General features: G+C 38.7%; 13 protein-coding genes and 3 pseudogenes. 1 reads left to right on the top strand and 15 read right to left on the bottom strand.

Translation table 11 applies throughout. From position 1 onward, the window contains the following. Nucleotides 1-25: 25 nt before the first annotated feature. The 11 genes and pseudogenes from V192_RS0106890 to gmk form a co-directional block, all read right to left on the bottom strand. Nucleotides 26-670 (bottom strand): thiamine diphosphokinase, encoded by a 645-nt coding sequence (locus tag V192_RS0106890; protein ID WP_025870270.1) that lies wholly within the window; start codon nucleotides 668-670, stop codon nucleotides 26-28. After that, on the bottom strand, nucleotides 670-1,320 hold the full coding sequence (gene rpe / locus V192_RS0106895; RefSeq protein ID WP_025870272.1) for a ribulose-phosphate 3-epimerase: 651 nt from the start codon (nucleotides 1,318-1,320) through the stop codon (nucleotides 670-672). The genes V192_RS0106890 and rpe overlap by 1 nt, the downstream gene beginning before the upstream one ends. A 105-nt stretch (nucleotides 1,321-1,425) precedes the next feature. Beyond that, nucleotides 1,426-2,328, bottom strand: coding sequence for a ribosome small subunit-dependent GTPase A (rsgA, locus tag V192_RS0106900; protein WP_025870274.1), 903 nt, complete (start codon nucleotides 2,326-2,328; stop codon nucleotides 1,426-1,428). 130 nt (nucleotides 2,329-2,458) lie between these two features. Continuing rightward, nucleotides 2,459-4,646, bottom strand: a pseudogene (pknB, locus tag V192_RS19550) (Stk1 family PASTA domain-containing Ser/Thr kinase). Continuing rightward, a pseudogene (locus tag V192_RS19555) lies at nucleotides 4,643-5,390 on the bottom strand (Stp1/IreP family PP2C-type Ser/Thr phosphatase). The pseudogenes pknB and V192_RS19555 overlap by 4 nt, the downstream one beginning before the upstream one ends. Nucleotides 5,391-5,405: 15 nt before the next feature. Beyond that, the gene (gene rsmB, locus V192_RS0106915; RefSeq protein WP_025870277.1) at nucleotides 5,406-6,770 is read right to left on the bottom strand and encodes a 16S rRNA (cytosine(967)-C(5))-methyltransferase RsmB; all 1,365 of its coding nucleotides are present in this window, start codon (nucleotides 6,768-6,770) and stop codon (nucleotides 5,406-5,408) included. Nucleotides 6,771-6,776: 6 nt separating this feature from the next. Further along, nucleotides 6,777-7,718, bottom strand: coding sequence for a methionyl-tRNA formyltransferase (gene fmt / locus V192_RS0106920; protein WP_025870279.1), 942 nt, complete (start codon nucleotides 7,716-7,718; stop codon nucleotides 6,777-6,779). Continuing rightward, nucleotides 7,711-8,205 carry a peptide deformylase gene (gene def, locus V192_RS0106925; RefSeq protein WP_025870281.1) on the bottom strand — a complete coding sequence of 165 codons (495 nt, stop codon included), beginning with the start codon at nucleotides 8,203-8,205 and terminating at the stop codon, nucleotides 7,711-7,713. The genes fmt and def overlap by 8 nt, the downstream gene beginning before the upstream one ends. Before the next feature lie 71 nt (nucleotides 8,206-8,276). Then, nucleotides 8,277-10,709 carry a primosomal protein N' gene (priA, locus tag V192_RS0106930; protein WP_025870283.1) on the bottom strand — a complete coding sequence of 811 codons (2,433 nt, stop codon included), beginning with the start codon at nucleotides 10,707-10,709 and terminating at the stop codon, nucleotides 8,277-8,279. 256 nt (nucleotides 10,710-10,965) lie between these two features. Next, nucleotides 10,966-11,271: a DNA-directed RNA polymerase subunit omega gene (gene rpoZ, locus V192_RS0106935; protein ID WP_025870285.1), complete on the bottom strand. Its 306-nt coding sequence runs from the start codon at nucleotides 11,269-11,271 to the stop codon at nucleotides 10,966-10,968. A gap of 4 nt (nucleotides 11,272-11,275) precedes the next feature. After that, the gene (gene gmk / locus V192_RS0106940) at nucleotides 11,276-11,890 is read right to left on the bottom strand and encodes a guanylate kinase (RefSeq protein ID WP_025870287.1); all 615 of its coding nucleotides are present in this window, start codon (nucleotides 11,888-11,890) and stop codon (nucleotides 11,276-11,278) included. Between the two features lie 339 nt (nucleotides 11,891-12,229). Here gmk and V192_RS19560 point away from each other — a divergent pair. After that, a pseudogene (locus V192_RS19560) lies at nucleotides 12,230-13,668 on the top strand (DUF1958 domain-containing protein). Nucleotides 13,669-13,866: 198 nt separating this feature from the next. Here V192_RS19560 and V192_RS0106950 read toward each other — a convergent pair. The 4 genes from V192_RS0106950 to V192_RS0106965 all read right to left on the bottom strand — a co-directional run bounded on the left by V192_RS0106950 (nucleotide 13,867) and on the right by V192_RS0106965 (nucleotide 17,037). Beyond that, a complete protein-coding gene (locus V192_RS0106950; protein WP_025870289.1) occupies nucleotides 13,867-14,154 on the bottom strand; it encodes a hypothetical protein in 288 nt (95 codons plus the stop codon). Between the two features lie 70 nt (nucleotides 14,155-14,224). Further along, entirely contained in the window at nucleotides 14,225-15,109 is an 885-nt protein-coding gene (locus tag V192_RS0106955) for a YicC/YloC family endoribonuclease (protein ID WP_025870290.1), read from the bottom strand. 16 nt (nucleotides 15,110-15,125) lie between these two features. Next, entirely contained in the window at nucleotides 15,126-15,344 is a 219-nt protein-coding gene (locus V192_RS0106960; protein WP_025870292.1) for a YdbC family protein, read from the bottom strand. A gap of 79 nt (nucleotides 15,345-15,423) precedes the next feature. After that, a complete protein-coding gene (locus tag V192_RS0106965) occupies nucleotides 15,424-17,037 on the bottom strand; it encodes a patatin-like phospholipase family protein (RefSeq protein ID WP_239644593.1) in 1,614 nt (537 codons plus the stop codon). Nucleotides 17,038-17,083: the final 46 nt, after the last annotated feature.

Below are 17,083 nucleotides of genomic sequence, written 5' to 3' on the forward strand. Positions count from 1 at the left end.
CTGAACGGCATGCCGTTCAGCTTTTTTATTTATCATCTCGACTTTGGATCACTGCTATCATTCCTGTATCGAATGAAAATCCAGCGGTTTCTCCTACAAATTCATTGCTTGCATACGAAGTAGGAATCGCTACGTCCACGTGATCTAACGTATATTTGCTTTCTGTCAAAGTCAGGTTTTTAACTGGAGTTAAACAACAGTATGCTAAATAATCCATCCTAGCTTCCTTTTGGACCACATACTCTCCTGGAAGATAATAAACGATACTATTTTGATGATCTTTTATTTTTATTTGACGGACAAACTGCTGAAATCGCGGTTCAAACGGCAACCACAGATTGGCTAAAAAATGGTCCAAACGACCACCTGTCGCCCCTATGATCGTGATATCGGCTTTTGGAAACTTTTCAACAGCCAACGCCAATGCTAATTGAGTATCTGTATCATCTTTTTCTGCTGTTGCTTGTACTAGTTCTCCTGCTTCTTTTTGGATCAACTGCCGTTCTTCATAGGATAAAGAATCAAAATCCCCAACCGCTAAATCCAATGACCAACCACTCTTTACAATATACAAACTTCCTCGATCAATGCCCACCAAATAATCAAAGGTTTCAGCATCAAACTGCGGCCACTCATCAGGCGAACCGCCAGCCACCAGAAGAATATTCATTAATCCAACACAGCTCTCAATGCAGCAATACGATCTTTAGGACTTTCCGAATTATAAATATAAGAACCTGCTACAAAAACATTTGCGCCTGCTTCTTTACAGCGTTTAGCTGTCTCTGGAACAATCCCGCCATCTACTTCAATATCATACGTATAGCCTTTTGTTTCTTTCCATTCTTTTAATTGAGCGATTTTCTCTAATGAACTTTCGATAAATGATTGTCCGCCAAATCCTGGATTAACGGTCATGATCAAGACCTGATCAACTAAATCCAGCACATACTCAATCGCGGACAAAGGAGTTCCCGGATTAATTACAACACCAGATTTGACACCCGAATCATTGATCATTTGAACCGCACGATGGATATGGGGCGTTGATTCCACATGAACAGTGATAATATCTGCCCCAGCTTTAGCAAAGTCCTCAATGTAGTTTTCCGGCTGTACGATCATCAAGTGAACATCTAAAGGCAACTTAGTCACTGGACGAATCGCCGAGACCACGTTTGGTCCTAAGGTAATATTTGGCACAAATTGACCATCCATCACATCGACGTGAATGTAGTCCGCTCCTAATTTTTCAACTAATTGAATATCTCTTTCTAAATTGGCAAAGTCAGCACTTAAAATCGATGGTGCTAGTTTCATTAAAACCACTCCTTCTTCTTTTTGGTCGATCCTTCAATACTTATAACACAAGACTCTATGTTGATCTGAGCTTTCTAAAATAAGGCATTGCTTCTTTGCGGTATATCATTTATTTTTCTTATAGATTGGTCTACGATTCTCTATTTCTAATAAAAATTGTAAATAATTATCGTATCGTGTCTGAGCGATCGCTCCTGATTCTACTTGTTTTTTCACTTCACAACCAGGTTCTTTCCGATGCATACATTCACGAAATTTGCATAACGATGAGGCTTCTACAAATTCTGGAAATTGTTTTGGCAGCTCAGTTGCTTCCATTTCTAAAAAGTCGATCGAACTAAATCCTGGGGTATCTGCAACTAGACCATCGTATAAAGGTAGTAATTCTACATGGCGTGTCGTGTGTTTCCCCCGACCTAGCGATTCAGAAATTTCATCCGTTGCTAGTTGCAAGTCAGGTGAAATTCTGTTTAACAAGGTTGATTTACCCGCACCTGATTGCCCCATAAAAACGGTCAAACGTTCTGGAAAATATTGTTCTAGCGTTTTGAGTGCTGCTGCATCATCGACTTTTGTTGCGGCGATTACTGGATAACCGATCGCTCCGTAGACTTTTTGAGCATCTGCCACACTGACTGCTTCCTTCCCAGTTAATAAATCAACTTTCGTCAAATAAATGATTGGCGCAATCTCTTTGTCTTCCAAAGTGACCAAAAAGCGATCCAGTAAGTTGTATGAAAAATTAGGCTCAACCATACTCATGACAATCACACCTTGATCTACATTCGCCACAGGCGGACGCACCAATTCATTATGTCTAGGGAAAACCTCAAGCAAATAGCCATCTGTTGGGTTGTCACTTTCAAACATCACTTCATCGCCAACTAACGGCGTGATTTTTCGGTTCCGAAAATTACCACGAGCTCTCGTTTGAAATGTTGCGCCATCTGCATAAATGTAGTAAAAACCGCTTAACGCTTTTCTGATTTGACCTTTCAGAAATGCCACCTCCTCGTTTCTATTGCTTTCATTTTAACATAGGTTTAAGAAAAGCTAAACGCAGGGCTGAAGAAATCTCTTTTTCACCTAAAAAAAGTGATTAAGACAATATTCGTCTTAATCACTTTAAGTTATTTAATTAATTATTTTCATTACCTGTTGAATCTGTTGCACTTGTAAAATTGACGGTTACAGAAGTACCCTTTGCAACACTGTCACCAACACTCGGTGAAATGCTTGACACGGTTCCCTTAGCAGCATCACCACTGCCTTGTACATACTTCAAACCGCTACTTTCTATTTGAGACTTCGCCTCAGCCTGAGAAAGCCCTAATACACTTGGGACGCTGACATTACTTGGTCCAGTGCTGACTTTCAGTGTAATTCTCCCATTTTTAAGATCAAACGTTGCACCAGCACCCGGATCTTGTGAAATAACTGTTCCTTTTGGCAAATCACTGGCTTCATCCACTTTAGAAATTTGGTTTTCTTTGATACCTAAATTAGTCAAAGCATTTACGGCATTTTCATACGTATAGCTTTCAGCGTAGCTACCTAAAACGACTGTACTCGATTCAGAGCTGGACGTTGTTGTTTTATCCGGCCCAGAGCTGACCGTTAACGTAATTTTGCCTTTTTTAGGATTGAATGGATTGCCCGCAGCTGGATTTTGAGCAATAACTAAATCTTTTGCTACTGTATCACTTGGTTTATCTACTCGATTGATTTGACTTTCTTTGATGCCATAACCTAGTAGCTCATCCACTGCATTAGAGTAACTATAGCCTAAACTAGCGTAATCAGCGAGGTAAATATCATCAGGTCCTTTGCTGACAACCAATGTGATCTCATCTGTCTTCGGATCGACTTCAACACCTTCTTCTGGTGTCTGACTAATGACTTTGTCTTCGTCGATCTTAGAATCTGTTTCTTTGGTAATTTTGATTTGACTCTCTTTGAATCCTAGTTTACCTAACGCTTCGATCGCGTCTTTATAGTCTTCTCCAGAATAATCATCCAATTTGATTTTTTTATTCCCAGAGCTTATATAAAGTTCAACTTCCCGATTTTTTTTCACAGTGGAATCTATCGCAGGATCTGTTTTAACTACTTTTCCTTCTGCAATAGAGTCATTAGGAATTTCTTTTGTCTCCGCTTTGACTTTCAGCCCAGCATCTTCTAAAAGTTTACGTGCTTCTGCTTCCGTCTTGTCTTCCACGTTAGGAATCTTGACTTCACTGCTGCCTCGTCCTGCAAAATAGAAAATCCCTCCGATAAGCAGCGCTAACGCTAACAGACTTATTAAAATGATCGCCAGTTTATTTTTCTTCTTTTTCTTCTTTGCGACTTCTTGCTGCTCGATTTCTTCATGCTCGTTACGCTCTTCAGGTGGTGTCTCCATCGAGTTAAAAGACGATGGCATCGCCATCTCATCTGTGATCGGCGTTAAAATCTTCGTTTCTCCCATCAGCCTGTTGGCTGCCATTTGGCTCATTTAAACGGTTTGCCGCCAGTACCGTATATAAGTCACGTGACATTTCTTCAGCCGTTTTATAGCGGTCTGCTGGATCTTTAGCCGTCGCATGCAGCACTACATTTTCCAACGATTGAGGAATATTCGGGTCAAAACTTTTAACTGAAGGCATCTCTTCTTGGAAATGCTTTAAAGCAATGGTTACAGCTGACTCTCCATCGAAGGGTACATTTCCTGTCAGCATCTCATATAAAATAATCCCCACTGCATAAACATCTGATTGATTGGTCGCCATACTACCTCTGGCTTGTTCAGGAGAAAGGTAATGGACCGATCCCAGCATTGTGTTGGTTTGTGTGATCGATGTTTCTGTTAACGCAATGGCGATCCCAAAATCGGTGATTTTAACAACGCCGCTTTCATCCATCAAAATATTTTGCGGTTTCAAATCTCTATGAATGATTCTATGTTCATGCGCTAGTGAAACTGCTGATAAAATTTGTTCCATGATATCAACAATTTTTGCATATGGAATGGGATATTGTGTTTGAATAAATCGTTTCAGATCCATTCCTTTTACGTATTCCATTACTAAGTATTGCAACCCGTCTTCTTCACCTACATCATAGACACTGACGATATTTGGATGAACCAACTCAGTCGCAGCTAAGGCTTCTCTTTGGAAACGGCGGATTGCTGCTTGATCATTTTGAAAGTCAAAACGAAGCACTTTAACAGCAACATCACGATCCAAAATCAAATCATGAGCTAAGAAGACATTTGCCATACCACCGTTGCCAATATTGCCAATAATATGATATCGACCATTCAATTTTCTGCCGATTTCGATCATTGGTTTTCCTCCTTCTGTTCATCAAAATGGATCACTAAAACAGTGATATTGTCTGCTCCGCCTGCTTCATTGGCTGTCTTGATCAATGTTTCAACTTTTTCATTTAATGGTTTTTCTGAGACTAAAACTGACAAAATATCCTCTTCTGAGACCATATTTGTCAACCCATCTGAGCATAGTAAAATATAATCATCAGGAACCCAAAGGTGATTGGCTACATCGACTTCTACCATTCTCGCATGCCTAACGAGCGAGTCAAAACATTTTTGCGCGGGTGATTGGCCGCCATTTCGCGGGTGATCTCACCAGATTTTACTAATTCGTTAACTAGAGAATGGTCTTCTGTCAACTGACGTAATTGATTATTACGCACCAAATAAGCTCGCTATCGCCAATATTGGCCAATATGAAGGATTGATCCAGCAATACTGCACTGACGATCGTCGTCCCCATTCCTAAATATTCAGGTTGAGACTGACCCTTTTGATAAATCATTTCATTTTCGTCCTGGATTTCTTTGATCAGCCATTGTGCTGCTTTTTCCGATGTATCGATAAGACTTTCCTGCCAGCGCTCACCTAGATTATTGACTGCCATCTGACTAGCAACATCCCCAGCCTGATGACCGCCCATCCCATCAGCTAAAATAGCTAAAGAAACGCCTGCCTGATTTTCAAATAGACCAGCATAATCTTGATTTGTATTGCGTTTTCGTCCGACATCTGTTTGAAAATTGATTTCCACTATGCTTCACCTCGTTTAACAAACTTTCTGCATACAGCAAATAAAAAATCCATCCGTTCCTAATTGATGTGGGTATAACGTAAGCATTTGATCATGCACAGCAGACTGAACAGCTTCACTGACATTCACATCGATTTTTTTAAATTCTGGATGCTTTTGTAAAAATGCTGCAACAACTTCCTGATTTTCTTCTTCAGCAATTGTACATGTACTATAGACCATTATACCGCATTCTTTCAACGTTGGGGCGACACTTTCTAGAATTTCTAGTTGAATTTTAGGCAATTGCTCAAAATCCTGAGCTGATTTATTGTATTTAACATCTGGTTTACGGCGCATTAAACCTAATCCCGAACAAGGTGCATCAACTAAGATTCGATCAAAGTAATTTGCTGGAAATTCTTCTCCGACCTTGCGTGCATCTAATTTTTCAGTATCAACAACATCTTTTACATGCAAACGTTCAGCATTTTGTTTGATCAGCTTGATTTTGTGATCATGGATATCTAACGATTTCACACGTCCACCTTGAGCCGAATCAAGAAATGTTGCGATATGGGTCGTTTTACCACCAGGAGCCGCACAAGCGTCTAAAACAACGTGATTTTTTTCGATTTGCATCGCTGGTGCAACTAGCATCGAACTTTCATCTTGAATTGTTAGTTTACCTGCTGTAAATAAATAACTACCTGCTAAAAAGCCTTTATCTGCCACTACACCATAAGGCGAAACTTGGCTAGCTGATGCTTCGATATGATCTTTGTGTAATTCTTCTAAGGCATCTACAATACTGATTTCGCGAGTATCAACTCGACCGCTGACATGACTTTTTTCAAAAAGTGATACGCCTAATTTTCTTGTTTCGTCCATGCCCATTTGCTTGATCAGTTTTTCTGTCAACCATTTAGGCATACTGATTTCAATCGATAGACGCTCTACAGGATCTTTGATGTCTTCTAAACTTGGTGCACCTTCACGCTGAAATGCACGAAGTACGCCGTTAACAAATTTACCGATTCCGACATTGCCTCTGTGTTTTCCGATTTCTACCGCTTCATTGATGATCGCATGATCAGGAATTTTATCTAAAAACACTAATTGATAGATCGACAAGCTCAGTAAATTTTTCACCCAACTATCCACTTTTTTAGGATTTGTAATGAATGGTGTTAAATAATATTCTAGTAACAACTTCCGGCTGATCGTTCCATAGACAAGCTCTGTGAATAAGCGGCTGTCTTTTTCTCCTAAAGCCGATTTATTGATCATTTCATTTAATAATAAATTAGAGTAGGCTCCGCCGTTATCTACACGTTCGATTGTTCTTAATGCGACGTAACGAACTGAGTTTTTTACTCGTGCTGGTATTTTTTTTCCCATTTTTGACTAGCCCACCTTATCTGATTCTGCAACTGTTTTACCGACTCCGTTTAAGAAATCCTGGATGAATAATTTTCCTTTACCGGAGGGCTGAACTGTGTCTACAGAAATAACCGTTCCTTGGCCGCACGCGATCCATAACTCTTTTTTGCCACGCTTGATGATTGTTCCAGGCGCGTCCTTTGTTGTTTCTTCTAATGGCGTTACTTCCCAGAGTTTCCAGTTTGTTTCTTTGTAAGTCGTAAAGGCTGTCGGCCACGGACGCATCCCACGAACTTGATTATCGATTTGTTCCGCTGTTTTAGTCCAATCAATTCGTTCTTGTTCTCTCGTAATATTTGGTGAAAAGGTTACTTGATTCTCATCTTGTGGAATCGGCGTGATTTCATTGGCTAAAATTTTAGGTAATGTCTCTAGTAATAATTCTTTTCCGACAATACTTAACTTATCAAACATTGTACCTACATCATCCGCTTTAGTGATTGGGATCGCCTTTTGAGAAAGAATATCTCCAGCATCCATTTTTTTCACCATTTCCATGATCGTAACGCCTGTTTCTTTTTCGCCTTCGATGATCGAATAATGAACAGGTGCTCCGCCGCGATATTTCGGTAATAAGGATGCGTGAACATTGATTGCACCAAATTTGGGTGCGTTTAAAATTTTCTCTGGTAAAAATTGACCGAAAGCAGCTGTCACAATAAGATCAGGTGCAAGTTCGATTATTTTTTCCATTTCAGGTGAACCAGAGATTTTTTCTGGTTGTAAAACAAGTAAACCATGCTTTACTGCAGCTTCTTTCACAGGTGTCGCTGTGATTATTTTTTTTCGTCCAACTGGGCGATCTGGCTGAGTGACTACGGCTAGGATTTCATAGCCATGTTCAATCAATCCTTCTAAAATAGGAACTGAAAATGCTGGTGTTCCCATAAAAATTAGTTTAGTCATCTAAATGTTCCTCCATATATGCATCTAAATCTTCTGGTTTGATTGGGTCAATGATTTTATCGATAAACAACTCACCATTGAGATGATCGATTTCATGTTGAAATGCTCTGGCAAGATAACCATATGCCGTTACTTCGATTTCATCCCCTTCACGGTCAAAATAACGCACGGTTACTTCATCTGCACGTTCCACGGTTCCATAAGTTTCTGGAATACTTAAGCAACCTTCCACATCGATATCCGTACCTTTTCGTTCGATAATTTCAGGGTTGATCAGTTCAAACAATCCTGTTTCTTCATCCACTTCAATCACGGCAAGTTGCAAATTTTTACCGATTTGAGGAGCAGCCAGACCAATTCCATCATGAGCAACCATTGTTTCGTACATATCTTCTAAAAGTGTAATTGTTTCATCCGTGATCATAGTCACAGGCTTTGCTTTTTGTTTTAGACGTTCATTAGGGTGTATCACTATAGGGTAGCGCATAAGGTTTCCTTTCTTTGGATCAAGTATCATCAGTCTATTATCACACTTTGATATTTGATAAAACTAAGAGCTTAGATAAAATTCATCGGCTCAGCATCGATCGATAATTTCAATCCGTGTGCTGTTGCTCTTTGGGTATCAGTCAGTATTTTTTTCAAGATATTTTGGAGATTTGGTTCATTTTTGTATTTAATGATCACTTGATAAAAGTAACGATTATTGACTCTCATAATTGCGTTAGGTGTTGGTCCAAGCAAAATACTTTGGTCAGACAGACCTGTTTTCAGTTCTTTCACTATTTCAAACATCTGTTTAGCTGCTTGATTTTCTTCAGGATGACTTGCCGTAATTTGGACTGTAAAATAAAACGGCGGGTAGTCGCCCCGATGGCGGACGTGCATTTCTTTTTGATAAAAGTCTTCATAATCTTGGGCTTTAGCTAACTGAATGGCATAATGCTCTGGATTAAATGATTGAATGATCACTTCCCCAGGCTTTTCTGCTCTTCCTGCTCGCCCACTGACTTGAGTCAATAACTGGAATGTGCGCTCACTTGAACGAAAATCCGGCAAATTAAGTGCCGTATCAGCGTTCAACACACCAACTAACGTCACATTAGGAAAATCCAATCCTTTAGCGATCATTTGCGTTCCAAGTAGAATATCTGCTTCATGGTTGCCAAATGCTGTCAAAATCTTCTCATGCGCGCCTTTTCGTCTGGTAGTATCTACATCCATCCGTAAAACACGACTTTCAGGGAACAGTCCTTTTAACTCTTCTTCAACCTTCTGTGTCCCTGTCCCATAATAACGAATTTTATCTCCACCACAATTTGGACAATGGTAGGGAATTCGTTCTTCATGACCGCAATAATGACATTTCATCGTTTTTGTATCCATATGCAGCGTTAAAGAAATATCGCAGTTTGGACAAGGTAAAACATATCCGCAATCTCGGCACATCACAAAAGAAGAATAGCCGCGACGATTCAGTAGTAGCACACTTTGTTCCTTTTTAACTAGACGATCTCGAATTTTTTCTTGAAGCGCCAATGAAAAAGATGAAGTATTTTTATTTTGGATTTCTTCCCGCATATCTACAACGTCGATTGTCGGTAATGTCGCCGTCTGATTGGCTCTTTTAGTCAATAATAGCCGTTCATACACATTTTTTTGCGCTCTAGCTCGTGATTCTAACGAAGGCGTTGCACTGCCCAAAATAACAGGGCAATGATGATAAGCGCCTCGCCAAATTGCTAGATCCCGCGCATGATAACGGGGCGTTTCTTCTTGCTTGTAGCTTGCTTCATGTTCTTCATCGATGATCACCACACCAAGATTTTCCAATGGTGCAAAAATAGCCGAGCGGACCCCCACTACGACCTGAGCTTCACCGCGCTCGATCTTACGCCACTCATCATATTTTTCACCTTGAGATAAAGCACTATGCATCACAGCTACTTGTTCACCAAAACGGCTTTTAAATCGATGGACCATCTGAGGTGTCAATGAAATTTCTGGAACTAGCATCATGGCCGTTTTGCCCTGATTCAAGACTTCAGCTATGACTTGCAGGTAGACTTCTGTTTTCCCACTACCAGTAATTCCTTCTAATAGGTAAGTTGTGCTGGCTTTTTGATTTACAGATCCTAGTATTTTATCCACTGCTATTTGCTGTTCATCGTTTAAAGCTAATGCTGTGGTCTTTTCAAATGTATGGTCAGCAAAAGGGTCACGATAAGCCTCCGCTTCGATAAACGTCAGCCATTGTCTATTCGCTCCATCATTTAAAACAGCGGTACTAAAACCTAGTTCTTTCATCTCTTTGACCGTCGTCATTTTTTCTAAGCCTAATTGCTGTAAATAGCTGATCAATTGCTCTTTCTTTTGTGAACCTTTTCTAAGTTCCATCCGTGCTTCTTCCAACTGTTCAAAATCTTTCAGTGCTTGGATATAACGAATCGTCTTTACTTTATTTCGCGTATTTACTTCGTAGCGAATATCCACTTTTTGCTGTTTTCTAAGTTGCATCAATTGCGGTAAAATATTGCGGGCCAAAGCATCTTCCCATGCAATTTCATCTAGCCCATAGAACAGCTCATCTTGCATGTTTTCTTCTAATTCGTCTGTTAAATATATGTATTTGCTATAATCTGCACGCATTACACTTGGCAGCATCGTTTGTAGGCAGGTGATTTTAAAGGCAAATGTTTTTTCCTTCATATAATCTGCGAGTTCCAACAATTCCGTATTCAGAACTGGTTTTAAATCTAATACAGAAAGAATTTCTTTCCATTCAAATTTTTGTGCTGCAATCACCTCGTCTGACACTTCATCTATTGCTAAAACGAAGCCTTGAAGATGCCGATTACCATTACCAAACGGAACTTCTACCCTCATACCGATGGCCAATTGTTGTTCTAAGTTAAAAGGAATCAAATAAGTAAACGGTTGATCAGTCTGCATCGTTGGTACATCAACGATTACTTGTGCCGCTTTTCTCATAAACATTCCTCCATTCTATAATTATAGTACTGACTTTTTAGAGCTAAACAGATACCACATTCAGATTCCTAATTTTCTCGTGACGTGACCGATTCGTTCTGCTTTTCTTTGCTTATTGTACTAAAGAATCCGACATTTGTCTTGTTCCTCTGATTTCTGTTACAAAAAATTAAAGCACTTGTTTGCTGATTGCTTTTAACACATATAAAAACTGAGATGAAAACTCTAAATAGTCTCATCTCAGTTGCTTATAATTTTATAAACTTTTCTCGTCGCGAATACGATTTTCAAGTTCTTTTTGTTCTTGTTCGTGTCTCATTTTTTGTTCTTCTTTCGCCATACGCATTCTTTCACGTTTTTCTTCTGGGCGAGGATCATTGATCACTGTTGCAGCATCGATTTCTTCTAATGCTTGGCCTACACTTTTTACAGATTCAAAACTTTCTAGTGTTGGTTGTGCTCCTTCGTCTAATTCATGGGCACGTTTGCTTGCTAGGATCACAAGTGAATATTTTGATGGTACTTCTTTTAATAATGAGTCAATAGATGGTTTTAGCATCATAAGGCTACATCTCCTTCAACATTTTAATATATTTACCAATTACTCGATCAACGCGAAAATGTTCACTCGCGATAATTTCTTTGATTCGTTTTACAGCTAATGGCACTTCATCGTTGACAACAGCATAATCATATAGGGCCATCATTTCGATTTCTTCCCGAGCCACACGCATTCGTTCCTCGATCACATCATGGTCATCCGTTCCGCGACCAACGATTCGTGATTTCAACTCAGCTAAATCTGGCGGTGTTAAAAAAATAAATACGCCGTCCGGCACTTGTTCTTTGACTTGTTCAGCACCTTGAACTTCGATTTCTAAAAAGACATCTTTTCCTTTATCAAGCGTTTGGTTGACATAAGTTAGCGGTGTTCCGTAGTAATTACCTACATACTGTGCATATTCCAGCATCTCACCAGCTTCGATCATTGCTTCAAATTCTTCTTTTGTGCGGAAGTAGTAATCCACTCCTTCTACTTCTCCTTCCCGCATTTTACGGGTAGTCATAGAAATCGAGTACTGAAAATCATTCTCTTCACTATCAAAAATTGCTTTTCGCACTGTTCCCTTACCAACTCCAGAAGGACCCGATAGTACAATTAATAACCCACGCTCTGACATGATGACTTCCTTTCATTAAAAGCTGAACAGAGTTGCTTGTCTGCACAACTATAAGTTAATAAAGTATTAGTTCTATAATGCACTTTTTTTCGGTAATTTTCAAGGTTTTACTATATATTCTTTTCAAAAAAATACATTTCTCTTTAATTCTAGCATCTAGTCATTTGATCTTATGTATAGCTTGAACCTACAATTTTTAAATATCTTGTCACAAATTCTCAAAAAACGTATACAGCACCCCTGCTTTTCAAGTAGAATAAAGTTATTACTCATTTTCACAATAAAATAACTAAGCTGTTTAATTAAGTGAAAGTACTAAAAATGAAGGGATTTAACTCTATGTTCACAAGAAAAACACTTTTGAAAACAACCAGTTGCTTCTTACTAATTGCCTGTATTTTACTCGGAGGTTTCCCACAGATAAATTATGCTGAAGAAGATTTGCTGGACTTTGCAGAAAAAACGGGTTTCCCCGTCAAAGAAGCCTATCGTCCAAAAGCTTCGATCGTTATTGATGCTGATTCTGGGCAAATTTTATGGGAAGAGCAACCTGATTTGTCATGGAGTCCTGCGAGTATTGCAAAAGTCATGACCATGTACTTAGCTTTTGAAGCGATGGAACAAGAAAAATTCACTTTAGATACAACAGTCACAGCGACGGAACAATATGTTAATATTTCGCAAATTTACGCATTAAGCAACAATAAAATCTCTTTAGGTGTCGACTATCCTGTTCGCGACCTATTCTCTATGGTTGCCGTTCCTTCTTCAAACGTTGCCACACTAATGCTGGCAAATCTAGTTTCTGATAATGATGAAGCTGGTTTTATTCGTAAAATGAATGATAAAGCGGCAGAATTAGGCATGACCAATACTACTTACTTTAACTGTAGCGGCGCACAAATCAGCGCCTTTGATGGCTTGTATCAAGCGCCAGGAATCGATCCCAATGGAGAAAACAAATCAACAGCTCGAGATCTAGCTACGTTGACCTATAATCTAATCAAAAAATATCCTGATGTATTACAGTTCACCAGCAAACCTGTTGTTAAAACTATGGAAAATACGCCTTACGAGGAAACTTTTGAAACCTATAATTACTCATTACCTGGTGCAAAATATGGCTATGACGGTGTGGATGGACTAAAAACTGGTTCAAGTCCCACTGGTGCCTTTAACTATATCGCCACAGCCAAAAAAGGGAATGTTCGACTTATAGAAGTTATTTTAGGCGTCGGCGATTGGTCTGATCAAGAGGGAGAATATGAGCGGCATCTAGCAGGTAATGCCATTTTAGATCACGCATTTTCTACGTATGAATACAAAAAATTACTTTCCAAAGGACCAAATACGATCGATCAAAAAAAATCGACCTCGAACAAGATTTTTATGGATTCATTAAAAAAAATACTGAACCTAGTTTTACGATGAACGACGGACAATTATCATTAAAAAGCGATTATGGGCAAGTATCACCAGAGATTCCTGCGCAAACTGTTACCTATCAGGAAACTGCGTCAAAAGCTGTAGATGCCCCTTCAGTAAAAAAGAAGACGAGTCAGACTTCATCAAAAGAACATGCTAAGTACAACTATTTAGTTAGTAGTATTCTGGCGCTCTGCGGTATCTTGTTCCTGATTTTTTCTCGAGTCTTTAGAAAACGAGTTGCAGGAGTCAGACGACGTAGCCGCAAAACAGCTACACCAACCACTCATTTGTTATTTGCAGTGGGTGTTCTCTTGATTTTATCAGCGATCAGTGTTTTTGTCTTTTTATAATAATAAAAAAGAGTGTGAGACAAAACTAAAAATCAGTTTTGGCGTGCACTCTAAAACCGAATAAACGGCGAGAAAAAAGCAGCTCCTTCGGAAATAAGCTGGAATTCACAAAAATTTGAAGAGCAATTTTCGTAAATTCCCTCTTATTTCTCGGAGCTAAACACTTTTGTATCGGCCTCTTTTTATGTTTAACGTATTCTAAAATCCCATATTTGATAAGGTATTCACAACACCCATGATCTCATCATGGCGTTTGATTTTTTTATCCACAGGACCTTCTACTTCTTCAACATCCACTCGGACGACGAAACGACGATTCAACGTTATATACGCATCTTCATTTACTCGAATATTTAAACTATCCTCTGTAAATGACACACAAGCATCTTCCCAAACATTAAACGGTTCTTTATCCGAAATAATTTCTCTTTTTACTACGGATTTTCCGCTTAATTCATGGAACGTTACATCATAATACTTTGACATAATTATTCACCTCTTTGCTTTCTTCTCTTTAATTATAGCTTTAAACAATAGAATCACAAACTATTTTCTATTATTCGACATTTTGGATTTGTTCACGAATTTTTTCGAGGATCGTCTTCATTTGAACGACGATATTTTTGATCTCGATCGGACTTGATTTAGAACCGATCGTATTGACTTCACGATTCATCTCTTGAATCAGAAAATCCAGTTCTCGTCCGACTGGTTCTGATTGAATCAATAATTCCTGCAATTTATCCACATGAATTGTCAAACGATCTAGCTCTTCATGGATATCCCCTTTTTCAAGTAAAATCGCCAGTTCAGTCAATAAACGTGTTTCGTCGACTTGACTGCCTAGCCAATCATTCAACCGCGCTTCAAATTTTTCGCGGTAATCTTTTTCATAAATTGCCACAAATCCAGATAAAGTTTGAACTAATTCGATGAAATCTTGGCTATACGTAGTCAAAATCTGTTGGATTTTTTGACCTTCTTGCAGACGGCTTGCATCGATTCGTTCAACAGCTTTTCCCACCACATCTAAAACTAATTGACCAAATGTTTCATCTATTTCCTGTTTTTCTGTCACTTCGACGTAATCTGAATTGTTCAGCAGTTGATTGATATTTTTCGCAGGATCAAATGTTGCTTGTGGATAATTGACTGTTAATTCTTGTTGAATGTCTCCTAACAATTGATGGATCAGTTCCCAATGAACCAACACTTCTTGATTGCCGCTGCCTGTATTGTTAATATTGATATAGGCTTCGATCCGTCCACGCTGCACCGTTTCTTTCATCATCTGACGAATGGCCATTTCATAAGGATTGACCTCTTTAGGCATGCGTAATTGAATATCTAAAAAGCGTTGGTTAACACTTTTGATTTCTACATCGATTTGATAGGTATCATTTAAAAATGATTCTTTCCCAAAACCAGTCATACTTTTCATTGACAGGGTGTCCTCTCTACATGGATTTTATTGCTTTAGATAAAATTTCAAATTCCTCGTTTGTAAGTGTAATGCCTTTACCCATTTTTTCGTGATCTGCCGACCAATCTCTTAAATCAAATTTCGGTGGACGTCCGTTCCAACTAACTAAATTGAATTCTTTCCGCCATCCCTGTGTGTTTTCTGATAAAACAGCAATTTCTTCTACGATTTCATATGAAAATTCTTGTTTCATTATTCCTTCACTCCTTGTTGTATAAATTCTTTCATTAAAATTTGTAATACTTGTGCAGGTAATTTCTCTAATAAGAAAGCTATCCGCTGAGCTTCTCTTGTTTATCGCCATTTAACAGCTCGTTCACTAATGATACCTGTTGTTTATCGGAAAGTAAAAAGTAATCTTCATAGTATCTTTTCAACCATTCCTGTACAGAAATCATCCCGATGCTCTCCACTAGGTCCGTTTTCTCATGCTCACTTTTCAGTATGATGCCTGCTAACTCTTTGACTGTGTATAGCTTAGAAGCAGATATTTCCTGATTTTTTGCTAAAAGTTCGATTAAAACTAATCCGATATTTTCTGTATACACCCTGTCTTTATAAATTCTACGCAATTTTTTACAGATTCTATTTTTTTGTTCCATAGAATTCCATAATTTTATTTGATATGTTTCTTTTATATAAACAAAAAATGTCTGCTGAAATGCGGTTAGATCACTTAAGGTTTCAGCAAATGTATACCAATAACCTAAATATTTCCCGCTGATCTTCTTCATTGTTTCTAGGTAGCCCAATTGAATATTTCGTGTTGAGCGCATCCCATCAAATAATAGAACAGCCCCCATCGTCCAAGGCGTTTGCAAGCTCAAGCAGCTGACAACTGCTGGTATTTTTACCGGTTTCGTGATTCCTGGTCCTTTTACGTCTACGATGATACATTCTGTTGCACCTGCATTCAACGCTAAATCAACGGGAATATTGTTGCGATAGCCACCGTCTACGTAATATTTATCTGCAATTTTTGTTGCAGCCATTGCTGGAAAAAACGATGCCGAAGCTAACAGCCAATTTTGCCATTGCTCACTGTGACAGCTTTTGAAACGAATTTCTTTTTCCTGCATATTTGGTAATTCCGTTGTAACTAAATAAAAATCGGTGGTCGCTTGCTGCATTTTTTCTTGTGAAAAGGTCTCTTGGATCAGAGATTTCAACGGCTGAGTAGAAACGCCCTTTGATTGGATCGCACTCCGAGTGAACGAGCCGATTTGACTCATCATACCGCTTAAGGTTTGGGTGGAAACATCCGTTATTGGAAATGAAAGAATTTTTTGTGTATCGATTTTTTCCCACATATTTTTCGCCGCTTCAAAATCATCTTGTAAAATCAAGGCACCATTCAGCGCACCGACCGATGTTCCAGTAATGATTTCAATTGAAATATTCAACTCTTTCAACGCTTGCCAAACGCCGATCTGATAAGCGCCCCTAGCCCCGCCTCCACCTAGAACCAATCCAGTCTGATACACTAGCTCTTTGGATACAGATGTATTATCCACCACTATATAGCCATGTTTCAAAAAAACTTCTTGTAAGTGCATGGTAAGCGCTTTTGGGAATGTAAATGAGATTGTTTGTTGAAAGCTTTGCTTAAACAATTTGTCCACAACTAAAAAAATAGTTCCCCAACTCAATTGAACCGTTTCTTGAGCCAGTATATTCGTAACTTGACCTGCTGTTATTGTTATAAAAAGACTAGGAATTTTTCCCCTATAAATAACGTAAGATGCATCACTATTTTCTCGAACCTTACTACTAAAAACCTGCCTTGCTAAGGTATGAGTTTCATAAAAAGGCAGTAACTGAATACTTCCAGAAAAATACTTAGAGAATATTTCCCACTCTGAAGCAACCATTCGTTCACTTCTCATTACAAGCACCTCCATCTATTAAAGTATACCAAAATTCTTCAAAAAT

This window comes from Enterococcus crotali (assembly GCF_000633635.1).
In the GTDB taxonomy this organism is placed as follows: domain Bacteria; phylum Bacillota; class Bacilli; order Lactobacillales; family Enterococcaceae; genus Enterococcus_L; species Enterococcus_L crotali.